The sequence below is a fragment of the Pseudomonas sp. F-14 TE3623 genome (assembly GCF_053629015.1).
Map to the genome: position 1 here is coordinate 1,215,725 of NZ_JBRJHM010000001.1, position 16,318 is coordinate 1,232,042.

Consider the following 16,318-nt stretch of genomic DNA (forward strand, 5'->3'; position numbering starts at 1 on the left):
CTGCTAGGGATAGAGCAGTTAGTCGAGTTCGACAGGCGGCGGCTCGTGTCGCGGTTTGCCATCGGCCAGCGGCACGATGGTTTTGGTTTCCTGCTCGACCGGCACCATCTTGTACTCTTGGCCGTGAAGGTTCTTGAGGTAGACCTCCATTTGCCGGAACGAGATGTTGATCTTCTGCTTCTTGAACTCACGATTTATGAAGCGGTTGACCTCGTCGAGTACTGGGTTACGGTCGCCGAGGTCGCGCACATGCATGCGCAACTCGTGGTCGAGGGTGCTTTCGCCGAAGTTCAGGAAGTACACGTGAGGCTCCGGATCCTTCAGCACGCGCGGGTTGTCCCGGGCAGCCTTGAGCAGCAGCTCTTTCACCAGGTCCAGGTCTGAGCCGTAGTCGACGCCGAGCTTGAGGGTCACCCGAGTGATGGTGTCGGTCAGGGACCAGTTGATCAGTTGCCCGGTGATGAACGTCTTGTTCGGGACGATGATGTCCTTGCGGTCGAAGTCGGTGATGGTCGTAGCACGGATGCGGATCTTGCTCACCGTGCCCGACAGATTGCCAATGGTGATGGTGTCACCGATCCGCACCGGGCGTTCAAACAGGATCATGATGCCGGAGATGAAGTTGGCGAAGATCTCCTGCATCCCGAAACCGAGGCCTACCGACAGTGCCGCCACCAGCCATTGCAACTTGTCCCAGCTCACGCCGAGAGTGGACAGTGTCGAAACGAAACCGACACCCGCGATCACATAGGACAGCAGCGTCGTCGTGGCATAGGCGCTGCCCTGAGCCAGGTTCAGCTTCGACAGCACAAACACTTCCAGCAAACCCGGCAAGTTGCGCGCCAGTGCAAAGGTGATACCGATGATGATCAGCGCGCCGAGCATGTCGCCGATGCTGATTGGCACCATGCTCATGTTGGCGCCGGTGCCGCTGGTGTACTCGTAGAGGGTGATGTTGTCCAGGTACGAGAATACCGAGATCAGGTCCGACCAGACCCAATACAGCGCCGCGATGAAACCACCGAGCAGGGCCAGACGGATCAGTCGCAGGGACTGCTCGTTGACCTTCTCAATGTCCAGAGTCGGCTCTTCGATCACTGTTTCGCCGTCGCCTGCCTCTTTCGCAGCCTGACGTTTGGCCAGCGCGCGCTGATAGGCCAGGCGCCGTGCCGCAACGCTGAGGCCGCGCACGAAGGTCGCCTCGATCACCAGCCAGAACATCAGCAGGTAAAGCGTGTTGATCAACCGGTCGCTGAGTTTCAGCGCGGTGTAGTAGTAGCCAAAGCACACGGCCACGAACAGCGCGATTGGCAGGGCGGTGAACAGAACCCCCACAGCCTTGCGGAACAGTGAAGCGTTCTGGTGAGTCGGGCTGCTAACCAGCAGGCGGCTGAGTAGCCAGGCCATCAAGGCGTAGCAAGTCAGCACCACCGGCATGCCTAGCACGTCATCGGCCAGTATCGCTGGTTGCAACTCGGCGACCGCTACTACCGCCACCAAAGCCATCACTACCAGCCCTAGTCGGCGTATCCAGCCTTGAAGGAATTCGACCTGAGGTTTTTCCCAGCGGAAATGCAATTCGGCGACGCCGCCCGGCGCGAGGATGCGGTAGGCGGTATAGAACACCAGCCAGGCTTGAGCCATTTGCAGCAGCGCCGCGCCCATATTGGCGTTCTGCCCGCGGGCGTCGATTTGCAACGCCAGGCCGCACAAGGCCAAACCCAGGGCGACGGGCATCGCCAGCAGGATGTTGATCAGAATCGCTTGCGGTGTGTGCCACTGGCTGTCGCGCTTGAAGTGGCCGATGTCCAGGTGAACTTTATTCAGGCGGGCATAGAGATTTTTGCGGCGCCACAGCAGCGCTCCGATCAGAAAGGCCAGCGGCAGAAACAGCAGCGGCCGCTGCGTCAGGCCATCGGTCAGTTCGCTCAGGCTTGAGGCCCAAGGCAAGGTGGTGACCTGACGTTCCAGGCGTTCCGGCACGCCGCGCATCCACTCAAGATCCAGCGGTTTGTTGCTGGGAATCCAGAACATTTGCTCGTCGAGGGTCGCCCGCAGACTTTGCGCGGTGCTGAGCAGTTGCTTCTGGTTGAGTTGCAGCGTGATGGATTCGTTGAGCACCGCGCTCAGTTCGCGATTCAAACGCTCCAGCAGGTCTGCGCGGGTGGTGGCCAGTTCCAGCAGGCTCTTGCGCAGTTGCGGGGTGACTTGCTCGGGCGGTTGAGTCGCCAGCAGGTTATCTACATAGGTTATCGGATTGCTGAGCAGCTCCCGTTGCTGGCTGACTTCGAACTGATACAGGCGAATGTCGGCGATCTGGTCGGCGAGGTCGCGATCGAGCTGGAGGCGCGGCAGAGCCTGTTTCTGTTTGTAGAGAATCTTGGAGAGCAGCAGGCTGCCCTTGAGCACGTTGATCTGTTCGTCCAGCGCCGAATCGCTCTGGGTCACGCTGTCCAGTTGCTGTTTGGTCTGCAGGTTCTGTTGAGTGACTTCGTTGAGGCGGTCGGTGCTTTTGAGCAGGTAGTCGGAGAGCTTCAGGTTGGCCGCGCTTTCGGTGGCCAGCAGGCTACTGCCGCCGGCCTTCTGCGCTTCGATGGACTGCTGGGTGACGGTCTCTTGGGATTGAGCCAGGCGCTTCTGGTTGATCAGGTTTTGCAGCTCCTGGATTTCTCGTTCCAGGCGATCGGATTTTTCCGACAGCAGATCATGCTGGCTATTACCCAAATCCTGCAGCTGACTGTTACCGGCCAGCTCCTGTCGACGCAACGGGATCAGCGCATTCAGCGCCGCGAGCTCCGCGTTGAGCTGGTCGCGCTGCTCACCGCTCAACGTCTTGCCGTTGTCTTTTCCGATTTTAAGGATGTTATTGATTTGCTGAATGCGCGTCTGGCTGGCGGAAATTTCCGCCTGGGCACGCTCGGGACGGGTCTGGGCAGTAATCACCAGACTGTTGGCCTCGGCCAGTGCTTTTTGCAGATCGCTTTGCTGGGTCGAGCGCTCGGTCAATAGCTGCTCAAGCTGCTGAATGGTCTCTTTGGTATAGCGTTGCGCCACCGGCACTACATTGGTGGCCTTCAGGCGAGTCAGTTCGCGCTGGTTCTCGATGTTCTGCTTTGGCGCACTAGCTAGCTGCTGCTTGAGATCAACCAGCTTTTGTTCGTAATCACGCTTGTTGGTGAGTTGCGTCAACGTGCCTTGCAAAATGCTCTGCAGAGCTTTTTGATCAGCTTCCGGCAGCTTGCGGTCGGCGATCTTGTCCAGGCTCGCCTGCACGGCTTCGCTGGACGGCGGTTCGGCGGCTTGCAGCGTGTTGATGGAAAAGCTCAAGCCCAGCAGGGCCATGATGATAAAAGTGCGCAGGGTTGACATAGAGACCGATCGAAAACGAGGCGAAGAATGGAGTTTAGAGGAAGAGTCCCGGTCCGGGGCGACTTCCTTCGGGGAATCTGACGCCTACCTTACCAATCTTGTTCCCTTCCATGACAGCGACGGTCCAGAGGGTGTTGTTCCATTCCACCTGGTCACCGACTACCGGCGCACCGCCCACTTTCTGGGCAATGAAGTGGCCCAGCGACATGTTCGGATCGATGCCTTCGACTTTCAACCCGTACAGGGCAGCAACCGCGCCCAGCTGGGCGTCTCCTTCGAGTACGAAGTCGCCGAAGAAGCGCAAATCCAGACCCCGTTGCGGTGCCTGACTGAAGAGTTTTCCGAGGGCCGGAAGGTTGTGTTCATGGCCGATGACGCAGAGCAAATCATCGACTTCGAGCACTGTACTACCCGACGGATGGAGCAGTTGTTGGCCACGAAACAGGGCTGCGATACGGGTACCTTCGGGCATTTTCAGCTCGCGAAGAGGGGATCCAATGCACCATTTCTCGGCACCGAGGCGGTACACGAACAGCTCCCACTCGCTGGTGACATGCACTTCCAGCGCCGATCGAGAGATCGGCAGGGGCTCCGGCGGGACGGTCACTTTCAAGAGCTTGGCAACCCAGGGCAGGCTTGTGCCTTGCACCAGCAGCGAGACCAGGACGATAAAGAACGCCAGATTGAAGTAGAGCTGAGCATTGGGCAGCCCTGCCATCAGCGGGAACACCGCCAGAATGATCGGTACGGCACCGCGCAAGCCAACCCAGGAAATGAATGCCTTTTCGCGGCCATGGAACGCCTTGAAGGGCAACAGGCCGACCAGCACCGATAACGGGCGGGCAAACAGAATCATCCACAGCGCCAGGCCCAGCGCCGGCAAGGCAATCGGTAGCAGGTCATGGGGCGTAACCAACAGCCCCAACACCAGGAACATGCCGATCTGTGCCAGCCAGGCCATGCCGTCGAGCATGTGCAGAATGCCGTGGCGACTGCGGACCGGGCGGTTGCCGATCACCAGACCGCACAGGTACACCGCCAAAAAGCCGCTGCCGTGCAGGGCGTTGGTCAGAGCAAACAAGACCAACCCGCCAGCAATCATCAGAATCGGATAAAGGCCGGTGGCCAGGTTGATTCGGTTGACCAGTTGCAGCAGTAGCCAACCACCGCCGAGGCCGATCACACCGCCGATGCCGAACTCGCGCACCAAATGCACGAGCAGATTCCAGTGCAGGCCGGTCTCGCCACTGGCGAGCATGTCGATCAGGGTCACGGTGAGGAACACCGCCATCGGATCGTTGCTGCCGGATTCGATCTCCAGGCTCGCGCTCACCCGTTCGTTCAGACCCTTGCCACCCAGCAGCGAGAACACAGCGGCGGCGTCAGTGGAGCCAACGATGGCGCCGATCAGCAGGCCTTGCATCAGATTAAGGTCGAACAACCACGCCGCCGCCATCCCGGTCAGCCCGGTGGTGATCAAGACCCCGACTGTGGCCAGCGACAGCGCAGGCCATAACGCCACGCGGAAACTCGCCACCCGGGTGCGCAAGCCGCCGTCGAGCAGGATTACCGCCAGAGCGAGGTTGCCGACCAGATAAGCTGTTGGGTAGTTATCAAAAATAATGCCGGCGCCGTCGACACCAGCCGCCATGCCCACCGCGAGGATGATCACCAGAATCGGGATACCGAGGCGTGATGAAAGTGAGCTCACCAGAATGCTCGCACCTACCAGCAACGCGCCGATCAAGAACAGGCTGTTGATGGTCGTCGCATTCAAAGGCAGTACTCCAGAAAGCTAAAGGCGGGCACAAACTGACCATGCAGTCTGCGTGCCAGCGATTCTAACCTGTTGAAATGTGATGCTGTCAAAAAGCTTTTAACGTGAGTCGACTGATCGTTCCCACGCGGAGCGTGGGAACGATCAGTCGCAGGTTACAGACTAAACCGCCCAACCATGTTGTTCAGGTCCAGCGCCAAGCGTGACAGCTCGTTGCTGGCCGCGCTTGTCTGGTTGGCACCGGTGGCCGATTGCACCGACAGGTCACGAATGTTCACCAGATTGCGGTCCACTTCACGGGCCACCTGTGCCTGCTCTTCGGCCGCGCTGGCGATCACCAGGTTGCGTTCGTTGATTTCGACGATGGCGCTGTTGATGGTGTCCAGCGACATGCCTGCACCACGGGCGATGTTCAAAGTCGATTCAGCACGCTCGGTGCTGTTGCGCATCGAATCCACGGCGTGTTCGGTGCCGCTCTGGATGCTGCCGATCATCCGCTCGATTTCGCTGGTCGACTGCTGGGTGCGATGGGCCAGGGCACGCACTTCGTCGGCGACCACTGCGAAACCACGACCAGCTTCACCGGCACGGGCTGCTTCGATGGCAGCGTTCAACGCCAACAGGTTGGTCTGGTCGGCCAGGCCGCGAATCACGTCCAGCACCTTGCCGATGTCCCGCGACTCGTTGGCCAGATCGCCGATCAGGGTGGCGGTGCTCTGTACATCGGCACTCATGCGCTCGATGGCACTGACGGTTTCCTGCACCAGGTCACGACCGTCGCCCGCCGACGTGGTGGCGTTTTTCGAAGCTTCGGAGGTGCTCACGGCGTTGCGGGCGACTTCCTCCACGGCGCTGGTCATTTCATTGACCGCGGTGGCGGCTTGTTCGATTTCGTTGTTCTGTTGGGTCAGGCCGCGGGCGCTTTCGTCGGTGACGCTGTTGAGCTCTTCCGCGGCGGACGCCAGTTGCGTGGCCGAACCGGAGATCCGTTGCAGGGTGTCGCGCAGTTTGTCCTGCATCTTCGCCATCGCGGCCAGCAGGCGACCGGCTTCGTCTTCACCATCGACCGTGATCGGGCGCGTCAGGTTGCCTTCGGCAATTTCTTCGGCGGCGCTCAGGGCGTTGGCGATCGGCTTGGTGATGCTGTTGGTCAGCAGCCAGGCGAACAGCAGGGTCAGGCCGGTGGCGATGACCAGCAGGGTCACCGTCAGGTTGAAGGCTGATGAGTACTCTTCGGCGGCCTGCTGGTTGGTGTCGACGGTCTGCTGGGTGTTGATTTCCAGCAAACGGTTCAGCACGACGTTGATCGCTTCAGAGTTAGTCAGCAAATCGGTATTGAGCAGCGTGCGCAGTTCGTCGACCTGATTGTTGCGCGACAGGCTCTTCATCCGGTCCTCGATCTGGCGATACTGCCCCAGCAGCTGCACATACTGATCATAGGCTGCACGTTCCTGCGGGCTGGCGATCAGTTTTTCGTAGACGGCTTGAGCCGCTCGGATCTGTTGGTTACGGGTTTCCAGCAGGTCCATGGTTTTCTGCTGGACGTCCGGCTCGCGGTTCACCAACAGACGGTAAGACAGGACGCGCAGGCGCAAGGTTAGCTGAGTGAACTCGTCGAGGCTTTTAATGCTGGGTACGCTGTTTGAGGTGATTTCTTCGGCGGCGCCGCGAATTTTGCTCATCTGGTTCAGCGCAAACACCCCCAGAACCAGCATCAAGCTGCCAATCAAGGCAAAACCGAGGAACGCCCGCGGTGCGATATTCATATTTCGTAAGGACATGGTGTTCACCGAAAAAAGCGCATCCGTGCGGGGCTGAGACTGCTGTATGGATGACTTATCGGTCATACGACTAAAGTCTTGAGGCGCTGCGCGCTTTTGTCGCAGAAGGGCCGCGGCGACGAAGTGCAGGAACCAGAACCGCCAAACACAGTCTTTAAAGCTCGCGAGGAAGGTCGCCTGCCAGGAAAATCAAGGCCTTGCGCCTGTATAACCCTGGCATCCACGGTGACTTTTCTTTATCGTACGCGCCCTTTGAAAATGCCCGGAAAATCAAAATGTTGGAAGCATCCCTAAGCCAATTGGAACAACTGGTCAGCGACCTGGTGCAGCAGAACCAGACCCTGCTCGGCACCAATCAATCCCTGAGTGCAGAACTGGCCCAGGTCAAGGATGAAAACGAAAGCCTGCAACTGAGCCTGATGGAACAGGAAGAGAAACAAGGCTCCACCGCGGCACGCATTCAGGCCTTGGTTGAGCGCGTCAGCGCAGGCCCTGTCAGCGCATGAGTTACGGCGCCGCAGGGGTAAAAGTCGTCTCGATTCTGGGGGAGGACTATTCGATCAAGGCGCCGGCCGGGGAAGAGCAGACCCTGCTGGACGCCGCATTAATGTTGAAGGCCGCCTTGGCCGAGACCAAAAAGAAATACCCGACGCTGATCGGTGACCGCTTGCTGGTGCTGGCGGCGATGAATCTGTGCTCGCAGCAGATCGAAATGCAAAAGCGTCATCAGGAGGAACTCAACCGTTACCAAGAGCAAGTCAGCGCCACGGTTGAAGTGATCGCCAAGACAATCAATCAAGCCTGATCAGCTTTGCGCACAACCAAAGAATAAATTGTCGTTTGCGTTGTATACAATCGGCATGGCTGTTGCAGTGTTTCAGCCTCTTATTCTTTGGGGGTGCTCCATGCAGTTCTGGCGACGCAGTATTCAATGGCAGTTGATCCTGAGCATGGGCACCGCCCTGCTGGTCAGTATTCTGATCGTGGTTGGCGTTTATACCCTCGTGGTCAACCGCCTCGCCCAGCGCTATCTGGTCGAGCAAGCGCTGCCGTCGAGCATCGAAGCGATGCGCAACGACATCGAACGAATCCTCGTTCAACCCCTCACCGCCGCCAAGGACATCGCCAGTAACAGCATGGTGCGCGACTGGTTGGCCGGGGGTGAGAACAATGCCCAAACCGACACATTCGTGAAGTATCTGGAAGGCATCCGCGCCGAGCACAAAGCCTTTACCGCGCTGATTATCGGGGCCGCTTCAAGCCATTACATCACTGAAAAAGGCCTGGACCGGACGCTCAGCCGTTCCAATCCCAATGACGCTTGGTTCTATTCTTTCCTCGACAGCAACCAGCCGCGCACCCTCAATATCGACAATGACACCGCCACCGGTGAGTTGGCGCTGTTCATTGACCTCAAGGTCGAGCAGGCCGGCAAAGTCGTGGGCGTCGCCGGGCTGGGCCTGAGCATGAAAGAGCTGTCGGAGTTGATCCGGAATTTCAACTTCGGTGAGCGCGGCAAGGTCTATCTCGTGCGCTCCGACGGTTTGATCCAGATTCACCCCGAGACGCAGTTCAGCGGCAAACGCACGCTGGTCGAACAAATCGGTGCTCCGGCGGCGCAAGCGGTCATGGGGCCGCTCTCTACCTCCATCGCGTCCGCCACCAGCAGTTTTGTCCGCGATGGCGAAGATTTTCTGGCGCTGAGCCTGCCGCTGCGTGATCTGGGCTGGACCCTGGTGGCCGAAGTGCCGCAGTCGCAAATCTATGCCGAAGCCCGTCGCGCGATGTGGATGAGCAGCGGCATTGGCCTGGCGGTTGCGTTGGTTTGCCTGTTGCTGGTGGTGTTGCTGGCCCGTGGATTGGTGCGACCGATTCGTCAGGTAACAGCGGCGCTGGTAGCCATCGGTAGCGGTGGTGGAGATTTGACCCACAGGTTAGATTCCAGCCGCGCCGATGAGCTGGGTGACCTCGCTCGCGGCTTCAATCGGTTCCTGGAAAGTCAGCGCGACATGATCGGCGAAGTCCTGGCTACCAGTGAGCGTTTGCGCACGGCGGTCGGCCAAGTGGCACGGGTGGTGGACAACACGGCCGAACGCTCGGGCCGTCAGCAGGAAATGACCGACATGGTCGCCACCGCCGTCCACGAGATGGGCCTGACCGTGCAGGAAATCGCTCAAAACGCCGGCAACGCGGCCGTCGCTTCGCAAACCGCGCGGGAGGAAGCGCTGCAGGCGCGGGAAGTGGTGGGCGGGTCGATCCGGCATATCGAAAGCATGTCCGACGAGATCGGCATCGCCGCCGGAGCGGTGGGCGAGTTGGCCCATCAAGTAGCGTCCATCGATCAGGTGTTGGCGGTGATTCGCGGGATTTCCGAGCAGACCAATTTGCTGGCGCTCAACGCCGCCATCGAAGCGGCGCGAGCCGGGGACATGGGGCGCGGGTTTGCGGTGGTGGCCGATGAAGTTCGGACCCTGGCGCGGCGAACTCAATCGTCTACCGACGAGATTCAGCAGATGATCGGCAGCCTCAAGCAGGGCGCAGAGAAGGCGGTGTCTTCCATGCACGCCGGGCAAGGGGCGACTGGCACGGGTGTTGAGTCGAGTCAGCGCACCGGGGCGTCGTTGACGGCGATTACCGGGCAGGTCGAGCGCATCAGCGACATGAACCATCAGGTGGCCACGGCGACGGAAGAGCAGTCGGCGGTGACGGAAGAGATCAACCGGAATGTGCAGGGGATTTCTGATTTGGCTCGAGCGACGGCGGGGGAGGTCAGGGCTTGTCGGGAAGACTGTCAGATGTTGCAGCGGTTGGCGGATGATTTGGCGCGGCAGATGGGTGGGTTTCGGTTGGGCTGATATATGCGTTGCCTGAACTGACGCCTTCGCGAGCAAGCCCGCTCCCACACTCGATCGAAGGTGTTCACAAATTATGTGTTCGCCGCAGAATCAGTGTGGGAGCGGGCTTGCTCGCGAATTTCAGCAACACCACAAGGATAGGATCAAAACCACTCATCCCGCATCGCCAGGCACACATCATCCCGCGCCTCAAGAATCGCCAGTTCATGGTGGCAACCCGGCACTTCCCACGTCAGGAAATACCGCGCCGCCTGCAGCTTGCCTTTATAAAAGCTCTCATCCGCCGCATTCCCCTTGGCCAATCCTTCCTCGGCGCGAATCGCCTGTTCCAGCCAACGCCAACCAATCACCATATGCCCGAACACTTTCAGATACAGCGCTGAGTTCGCCAGGCTGCTGTTGACCTTGCCCTGAGCCAGATCGGTCAGCAGGCCGATGGTCACGGTTTGCAGGCGTGCCACCAGTTTCTCCAGCGGTTCACGCAGCGGCGTCAGTGATTCATACGCCTGCGCTCGCTCGGCGGTGTTGGCGATCAGGCGGATCAGCTGCTTGAGCCCCGCGCCCCCGTTCTGAGCCAGCTTGCGCCCCAACAAGTCCAGCGACTGAATGCCGTGAGTCCCTTCATGAATCGGGTTCAGTCGGTTGTCGCGGTAGTACTGCTCCACCGGGTACTCACGGGTATAACCGTGGCCACCGAGAATCTGGATCGCCAGTTCATTGGCCTTCAGGCAAAACTCCGACGGCCAGGATTTGACGATCGGCGTCAGTAAATCCAGCAGCTCATGGGCCTGTTTGCGCTCGGCTTCGTTCTCAAGGGTTGTGGTGTCGTCGAACAGCCGCGCCGCGTACAGCCCGAGGTCGAACGCGCCTTCGACGTAGGCTTTCTGCGTGAGCAGCATGCGTTTGACATCGGCATGCTGAATGATCGCCACCGGTGCGGTGCTCGGATCCTTGCTATCCGGCACCCGACCTTGCGGTCGCTCACGGGCGTATTCCAGGGAATACAGGTAACCGGCATAACCGAGCATCACCGCGCCCATACCGACGCCGATCCGCGCCTCGTTCATCATCTGGAACATGTAGCTCAAACCCTGGTGCGGCTTGCCCACCAGATAGCCGACACACTCGCCGTTGTCGCCGAAGTTCAGCGCGGTGGACGTAGTACCGCGCCAGCCCATCTTGTGGAACAACCCGGCCAGCAATACGTCGTTGCGCTTGCCGAGACTGCCGTCATCGTTGACCAAAAACTTGGGCACGATAAACAGCGAAATGCCCTTCACCCCGGCCGGTGCGTCCGGCAGTTTGGCCAGCACCATGTGCACGATGTTTTCCGACAGCGGGTGATCGCCGCCGGAGATGAAGATCTTGTTGCCCTTGAGTCGATAGGTGCCGTCGGACGCGGGCTCCGCGCGTGTACGAATATCCGACAGCGACGAGCCGGCATGTGGCTCGGTGAGGGCCATGGTGCCGAAGAAACGGCCGTCGATCATCGGTTGCAGGAAGCGCTGCTTCTGCTCATCGGTGCCGAAGCTTTCGATCAGGTTCGCCGCGCCCATGGTCAGGAATGGGTAGGAAGTCGACGCTGCGTTGGCCGACTGAAAGTGCGCGAAGCAAGCTTGCGACAGCAATGTAGGAAGTTGCATGCCGCCCGCGTCGAAACTGCGCGCGGCGTTGAGGAAACCGGCTTCAAGGAAGGCATCCACCGCCGGTTTCACTTCCGGAATCAGAATCGCCTGACCGTCCTCATAGCGCGGTTCGTTCTCGTCGCCCTTGCGGTTGTGTGGGGCGAAGAACTTCTCGGCGATGTTGCGGGCGGTACCGATGGCCGCATCGAAGGTCTCGCGGTTGTGCTCGGCGAACCGCTCACGCTGGGTCAGGCCCTCGGCATCAAGGACTTCATACAGCTCGAAAGCCAGATTGCGGGAACTGAGCAACGTCTCGGACATGGCGGCCTACCTTTTTTTGGAATGGACCGAGTCTAGGCGTGGGGAGGGCTGGCTGAACAGGATGATTGATGAGCGTGATGGTGCAGCGAGAGCACCACTGATCAAATGTAGGAGCGGGCTTGCTCGCGAAGAGGCCAGCACATTCAACATCAATGTTGAATGAACGACCGCTTTCGCGAGCAAGCCCGCTCCCACAAGGGTTCTGCTAACCAGGCAGCCATTGCGGATGCCCGGTCTTATTGCGGTTTAGCCGATCGTCATCAAACTGGCGTTACCACCCGCCGCAGCGGTGTTAACGCTCAATGCACGCTCGATCACCAGACGCTCCAACGCAATGTTGGTTTCGCCCTGCGACAAACCATGAACCCCAACAATCGCACCGGCACGCTTGGCCACTTGCTGGCAGACCGCACGCAACTGGTCGGAATGGCCATGATGCAGAACCGCATCAATTACCACCTCGTCCTTGGTCCAGTCGGCAACCCGCTTGATCCGCGCCTGGATTTCTTTCGGCAGGCGTGCGAACAGTGCCTTGCCCGGTTCAGCGTCCGGCCATACCGCCGAGCCGCCTACGGCCAATACCGCAGCCAGTTGGGTCAGCAAATCGCCTTCGACTTCAGCCAGGCACAGCACGTGTTCGCGCGGCAGGATGGCGTAGCTGTTGCGCTCGCCGGTCGGGCCCGCCAGAACACGGGTGATCCCGCTTTGCGATTGCGCCGCGAACTGTACGCACAGGGTGCTCAAGTCTGCGAACTTGTTGCTGTCGGCCCAGGCTTTCAGCGCGGTCAGCGGTTTGCTCATGGCATCACGCAGACGGACGTCAGGTGCAGCGATAGCGTCGCCGCGAGCGAAGGATTGTTCGATCGCATCGGTAGGACGTGTCGACAGCAGACGGTACAGGTACAGCGGACCACCGGCTTTCGGGCCAGTACCCGACAGGCCTTCACCGCCGAACGGTTGCACGCCAACTACAGCACCAACAATGTTGCGGTTCACGTAGACGTTACCGGCGTTGACGTTGTCGATCACCTTGGCGATGGTCTCGTCGATGCGAGTGTGTACGCCCAGGGTCAGGCCGTAGCCGGAAGCATTGATCTGGCCGATCAGTTGATCGATCTCTTTGCGCTTGTAGCGAACTACGTGCAGCACCGGACCGAAGATCTCCCGTTGCAGTTCGTCGAAGCTTTCCAGTTCGATCAGGGTCGGCATCACGAAGGTGCCGCGTTTGACTTCTTCGCTGTTGGCGATGGCCACCTGGTACACATTGCGACCTTTGTCGCGCATGGCCTGGATGTGCTTCTCGATGCCCGCCTTGGCTTCGGCGTCGATCACCGGGCCGATGTCCACGGACAGGCGCTCTGGATTACCGAGACGGCATTCAGCCATGGCACCCTTGAGCATTTCGATGACACGATCAGCGGAATCTTCCTGCAGGCACAGTACCCGCAGCGCCGAGCAACGCTGGCCAGCACTGTCGAAGGCCGACGACACCACGTCGATCACAACCTGTTCGGTCAGTGCCGAGGAGTCAACGATCATCGCGTTCTGGCCGCCAGTTTCAGCGATCAGCGGAATCGGACGGCCCTGAGCATCCAGACGACCGGCGACGTTGCGTTGCAGCAAACGAGCGACTTCGGTGGAGCCGGTGAACATCACGCCTTTGACGCGATCGTCGCCGACCAGACGGGCGCCGACAGTTTCGCCACGGCCCGGCAGCAGTTGCAGCACGCCTTCCGGAATCCCGGCTTCGAGCAGCAAACGCACGGCTTGAGCGGCCACCAGCGGGGTTTGTTCCGCAGGTTTGGCCAGTACCGGGTTACCGGCGGCCAAGGCAGCAGCGACCTGACCACTGAAGATGGCCAGAGGGAAGTTCCACGGACTGATGCAGACCACTGGACCCAATGGGCGGTGGGCATCGTTGGTGAAATCGTTGCGCGCCTGCACCGCGTAATAACGCAGGAAGTCCACGGCTTCGCGCACTTCGGCGATGGCGTTGGCGAAGGTCTTGCCGGCTTCGCGAGCCAACAGGCCCATCAGCGGCTGGATCTCGCCTTCCATCAAATCGGCGGCACGTTCCAGAATCGCGGCGCGCTCGGCCGGTGGGGTCGCCTGCCAGATCGGTGCAGCTTTCAGGGCGCACTGGATCGCGTTGTCGACGTCTTCGACGGTGGCTTCCTGTACATGGCCGACTACGTCACGCAGATCGGACGGGTTCAGGACTGGCGCAGGGGTTTCAGTGCTGGACGCGCAACCGAGCATCGGCGCCGCTTTCCAGTTGTTATGAGCGGTGGCCAGCAGGGCGCACGACAGGGAAGCCAGACGATGTTCGTTGGCCATGTCGATGCCGCTGGAGTTGGCGCGCTCGGCACCATAAAGATCACGCGGCAGCGGGATACGCGGGTGCGGCAGGCCGAAGCCGCCTTCCAGCGTAGCCATCTGCTCGATGCTGGCTACTGGATCGGCCACCAGCTCCTGAATCGAAATAGACTGGTCGGCGATGCGGTTGACGAACGAAGTGTTCGCACCGTTTTCCAGCAGACGACGCACCAGGTACGCCAGCAGTGTTTCGTGAGTGCCAACCGGTGCGTACACGCGGCACGGACGGTTCAGCTTGCCTTCGGAAACTTTACCTACAACCTGTTCGTACAGCGGTTCGCCCATGCCGTGCAGGCACTGGAACTCGTACTGACCGGGGTAATAGTTCTGACCGGCGATGTGATAAATGGCCGACAAGGTGTGGGCGTTGTGCGTGGCGAACTGCGGATAAATGACTTCCGGCACCGACAGCAGTTTGCGTGCGCAGGCGATGTAGGACACGTCGGTGTACACCTTGCGGGTGTAGACCGGATAGCCTTCCAGGCCTTCGACTTGGGCGCGCTTGATTTCGCTGTCCCAATACGCGCCTTTTACCAAACGAATCATCAGGCGATGACGGCTGCGACGAGCCAGGTCGATCACGTAGTCGATCACATACGGGCAACGCTTCTGGTAAGCCTGGATCACGAAACCGATGCCGTTCCAGCCGGTCAGTTGCGGCTCGAAGCACAGACGCTCCAGCAGATCCAGCGACAGCTCGAGGCGGTCGGCTTCTTCGGCGTCGATGTTCAGACCGATGTCATATTGCTTGGCCAACAGAGTCAGCGACAGCAGGCGCGGGTACAGCTCTTCCATCACGCGCTCGTACTGGGCGCGGCTGTAACGCGGGTGCAAGGCGGACAGCTTGATCGAAATGCCTGGGCCTTCATAAATCCCACGACCGTGGGACGCTTTGCCGATCGAGTGGATGGCTTGTTCGTACGAGGCCAGGTACTTCTGGGCGTCATGCTCGGTGAGTGCGGCTTCACCCAGCATGTCGTAGGAATAGCGGAAGCCTTTGGCTTCGAACTTGCTGGCGTTGGCCAGGGCTTCGGCGATGGTTTCGCCGGTCACGAACTGCTCGCCCATCAGGCGCATGGCCATGTCGACGCCCTTGCGGATCATCGGCTCGCCGCTCTTGCCGATGATGCGGCTCAGGGACGATGTCAGGCCGGCTTCGTTGTGGGTGGCGACCAGTTTGCCGGTCAGCAGCAAGCCCCACGTGGCGGCGTTGACAAACAGCGACGGGCTGTTGCCCAGGTGCGGATGCCAGTTGCCGGTGCTGATTTTGTCGCGGATCAGGGCGTCACGGGTGCCTTTGTCCGGGATGCGCAGCAGCGCTTCGGCCAGGCACATCAGCGCCACGCCTTCCTGGGACGACAGGGAAAATTCCTGCAACAGGCCCTGAACAATTCCGGCACGGCCGCCGGCGCTTTTCTGATTGCGCAGTTTCTCGGCAATCGAGGCGGCGAGCTTGTTGGTGGCTTCGGCCATCGTGGCCGGCAGGCGCGCCTGCTCGATCAGCATCGGCACCACTTCAGGTTCCGGGCGACGGTAGGCGGCAGTGATGGAAGCGCGCAGCACCGATTGCGGCAAGATGCTTTCAGCGAATTCCAGGAAGCATTGATGCGCGTGATCGACGTGGATCTCGCCCGCTTCGTCAACTTCCTTGCCGTTCAAACCGTTCAGCTCGGACAGGGTTGCACCACCCTCGAGTTTTTCCAGGTAATTGAAAATTGCCTGCTTGATCAGCCAGTGCGGCGTGCGATCAATCGAGGTCGCGGCAGCCTTGAGGCGTTCGCGGGTCGGGTCGTCAAGTTTGACCCCAAGAGTGGTGGTAGCCATATTTTTATCCTCATGTTTGCCACGACCGCGTGGCATCAGCTGGCGGCAAGATTAGCTGTGCGTCGGTCGAGGTGCAACCGGGTGCAACCATTTTTTGTCGGAATAATAAGCAGCTCGTCAGGAAACTGATTCTGATCCATTCCTCCCGCGCCTGCTTGGTGCTTTTACTTCTAGCGCAAACCGAAAAACGCCCTAAAAAGGAGCAAGAACCGACCCTTTTCAGGAAAATCCGACTAGGTGCAACTTATTCGTACGAAACTGGTTGCACCTTATTTGCTTTGTTGAATAGCATTCGCGGCCAAGGTGCAACCGGTCAAAAATATCGGTGTGCCGGCTGATGGCTTTCCTGGGGAAACATCAGTCATAAATGCGCGGGATCCGGAATCGTCT

At 59.8% G+C, this 16,318-nt stretch carries 8 protein-coding genes and 2 pseudogenes; 4 read left to right on the plus strand and 6 right to left on the minus strand.

Going from position 1 to position 16,318, the window contains the following annotated elements; all coding sequences use genetic code 11:
- Positions 1-18: 18 nt before the first annotated feature.
- From mscK to AB7M29_RS05585, 4 genes and pseudogenes are all read right to left on the minus strand, one after another.
- A complete protein-coding gene (mscK, locus tag AB7M29_RS05570; RefSeq protein WP_454246484.1) occupies positions 19-3,369 on the minus strand; it encodes a mechanosensitive channel MscK in 3,351 nt (1,116 codons plus the stop codon).
- Positions 3,370-3,403: 34 nt separating this feature from the next.
- On the minus strand, positions 3,404-5,146 hold the full coding sequence (locus AB7M29_RS05575) for a potassium/proton antiporter (protein ID WP_454246485.1): 1,743 nt from the start codon (positions 5,144-5,146) through the stop codon (positions 3,404-3,406).
- A gap of 155 nt (positions 5,147-5,301) precedes the next feature.
- Complete coding sequence (locus AB7M29_RS05580) at positions 5,302-6,174, minus strand: methyl-accepting chemotaxis protein (protein WP_390176098.1); 873 nt, start codon at positions 6,172-6,174, stop codon at positions 5,302-5,304.
- Positions 6,157-6,993: pseudogene (locus tag AB7M29_RS05585) on the minus strand (MCP four helix bundle domain-containing protein); the annotation flags it as partial. The gene AB7M29_RS05580 and the pseudogene AB7M29_RS05585, both read right to left, overlap by 18 nt.
- Before the next feature lie 209 nt (positions 6,994-7,202).
- On the opposite strand from AB7M29_RS05585, the gene AB7M29_RS05590 reads away from it, so the two are divergent.
- From AB7M29_RS05590 to AB7M29_RS05605, 4 genes and pseudogenes are all read left to right on the plus strand, one after another.
- Positions 7,203-7,433, plus strand: coding sequence for a hypothetical protein (locus AB7M29_RS05590; protein ID WP_217855460.1), 231 nt, complete (start codon positions 7,203-7,205; stop codon positions 7,431-7,433).
- Entirely contained in the window at positions 7,430-7,732 is a 303-nt protein-coding gene (locus tag AB7M29_RS05595; protein WP_048396096.1) for a cell division protein ZapA, read from the plus strand. Before AB7M29_RS05590 ends, AB7M29_RS05595 begins: the two co-directional genes overlap by 4 nt.
- Positions 7,733-7,877: 145 nt before the next feature.
- Positions 7,878-8,915 (plus strand): annotated as a pseudogene (locus AB7M29_RS05600) (HAMP domain-containing protein); the annotation flags it as partial.
- Positions 8,916-9,050: 135 nt separating this feature from the next.
- Entirely contained in the window at positions 9,051-9,782 is a 732-nt protein-coding gene (locus AB7M29_RS05605) for a methyl-accepting chemotaxis protein (RefSeq protein WP_454248700.1), read from the plus strand.
- A 143-nt stretch (positions 9,783-9,925) separates the two neighbouring features.
- On the opposite strand, the gene AB7M29_RS05610 is transcribed toward AB7M29_RS05605, so the two are convergent.
- Together AB7M29_RS05610 and putA are read right to left on the minus strand one after the other, a co-directional pair.
- A complete protein-coding gene (locus AB7M29_RS05610) occupies positions 9,926-11,728 on the minus strand; it encodes an acyl-CoA dehydrogenase (protein ID WP_454246486.1) in 1,803 nt (600 codons plus the stop codon).
- A 246-nt stretch (positions 11,729-11,974) separates the two neighbouring features.
- Positions 11,975-15,928: a trifunctional transcriptional regulator/proline dehydrogenase/L-glutamate gamma-semialdehyde dehydrogenase gene (gene putA, locus AB7M29_RS05615; protein WP_454246487.1), complete on the minus strand. Its 3,954-nt coding sequence runs from the start codon at positions 15,926-15,928 to the stop codon at positions 11,975-11,977.
- Positions 15,929-16,318: the final 390 nt, after the last annotated feature.

What these genes read in the sequence shown, in the direction of transcription:
- AB7M29_RS05595 (WP_048396096.1), top strand. Translation starts at nt 7,430, where the DNA reads ATGAGTTACGGCGCCGCAGGGGTAAAAGTCGTCTCGATTCTGGGGGAG.
- AB7M29_RS05610 (WP_454246486.1), bottom strand. Translation starts at nt 11,728, where the DNA reads ATGTCCGAGACGTTGCTCAGTTCCCGCAATCTGGCTTTCGAGCTGTAT.
- AB7M29_RS05605 (WP_454248700.1), top strand. Translation starts at nt 9,051, where the DNA reads ATGGTCGCCACCGCCGTCCACGAGATGGGCCTGACCGTGCAGGAAATC.
- putA (WP_454246487.1), bottom strand. Translation starts at nt 15,928, where the DNA reads ATGGCTACCACCACTCTTGGGGTCAAACTTGACGACCCGACCCGCGAA.
- AB7M29_RS05590 (WP_217855460.1), top strand. Translation starts at nt 7,203, where the DNA reads ATGTTGGAAGCATCCCTAAGCCAATTGGAACAACTGGTCAGCGACCTG.
- mscK (WP_454246484.1), bottom strand. Translation starts at nt 3,369, where the DNA reads ATGTCAACCCTGCGCACTTTTATCATCATGGCCCTGCTGGGCTTGAGC.
- AB7M29_RS05580 (WP_390176098.1), bottom strand. Translation starts at nt 6,174, where the DNA reads ATGGCGAAGATGCAGGACAAACTGCGCGACACCCTGCAACGGATCTCC.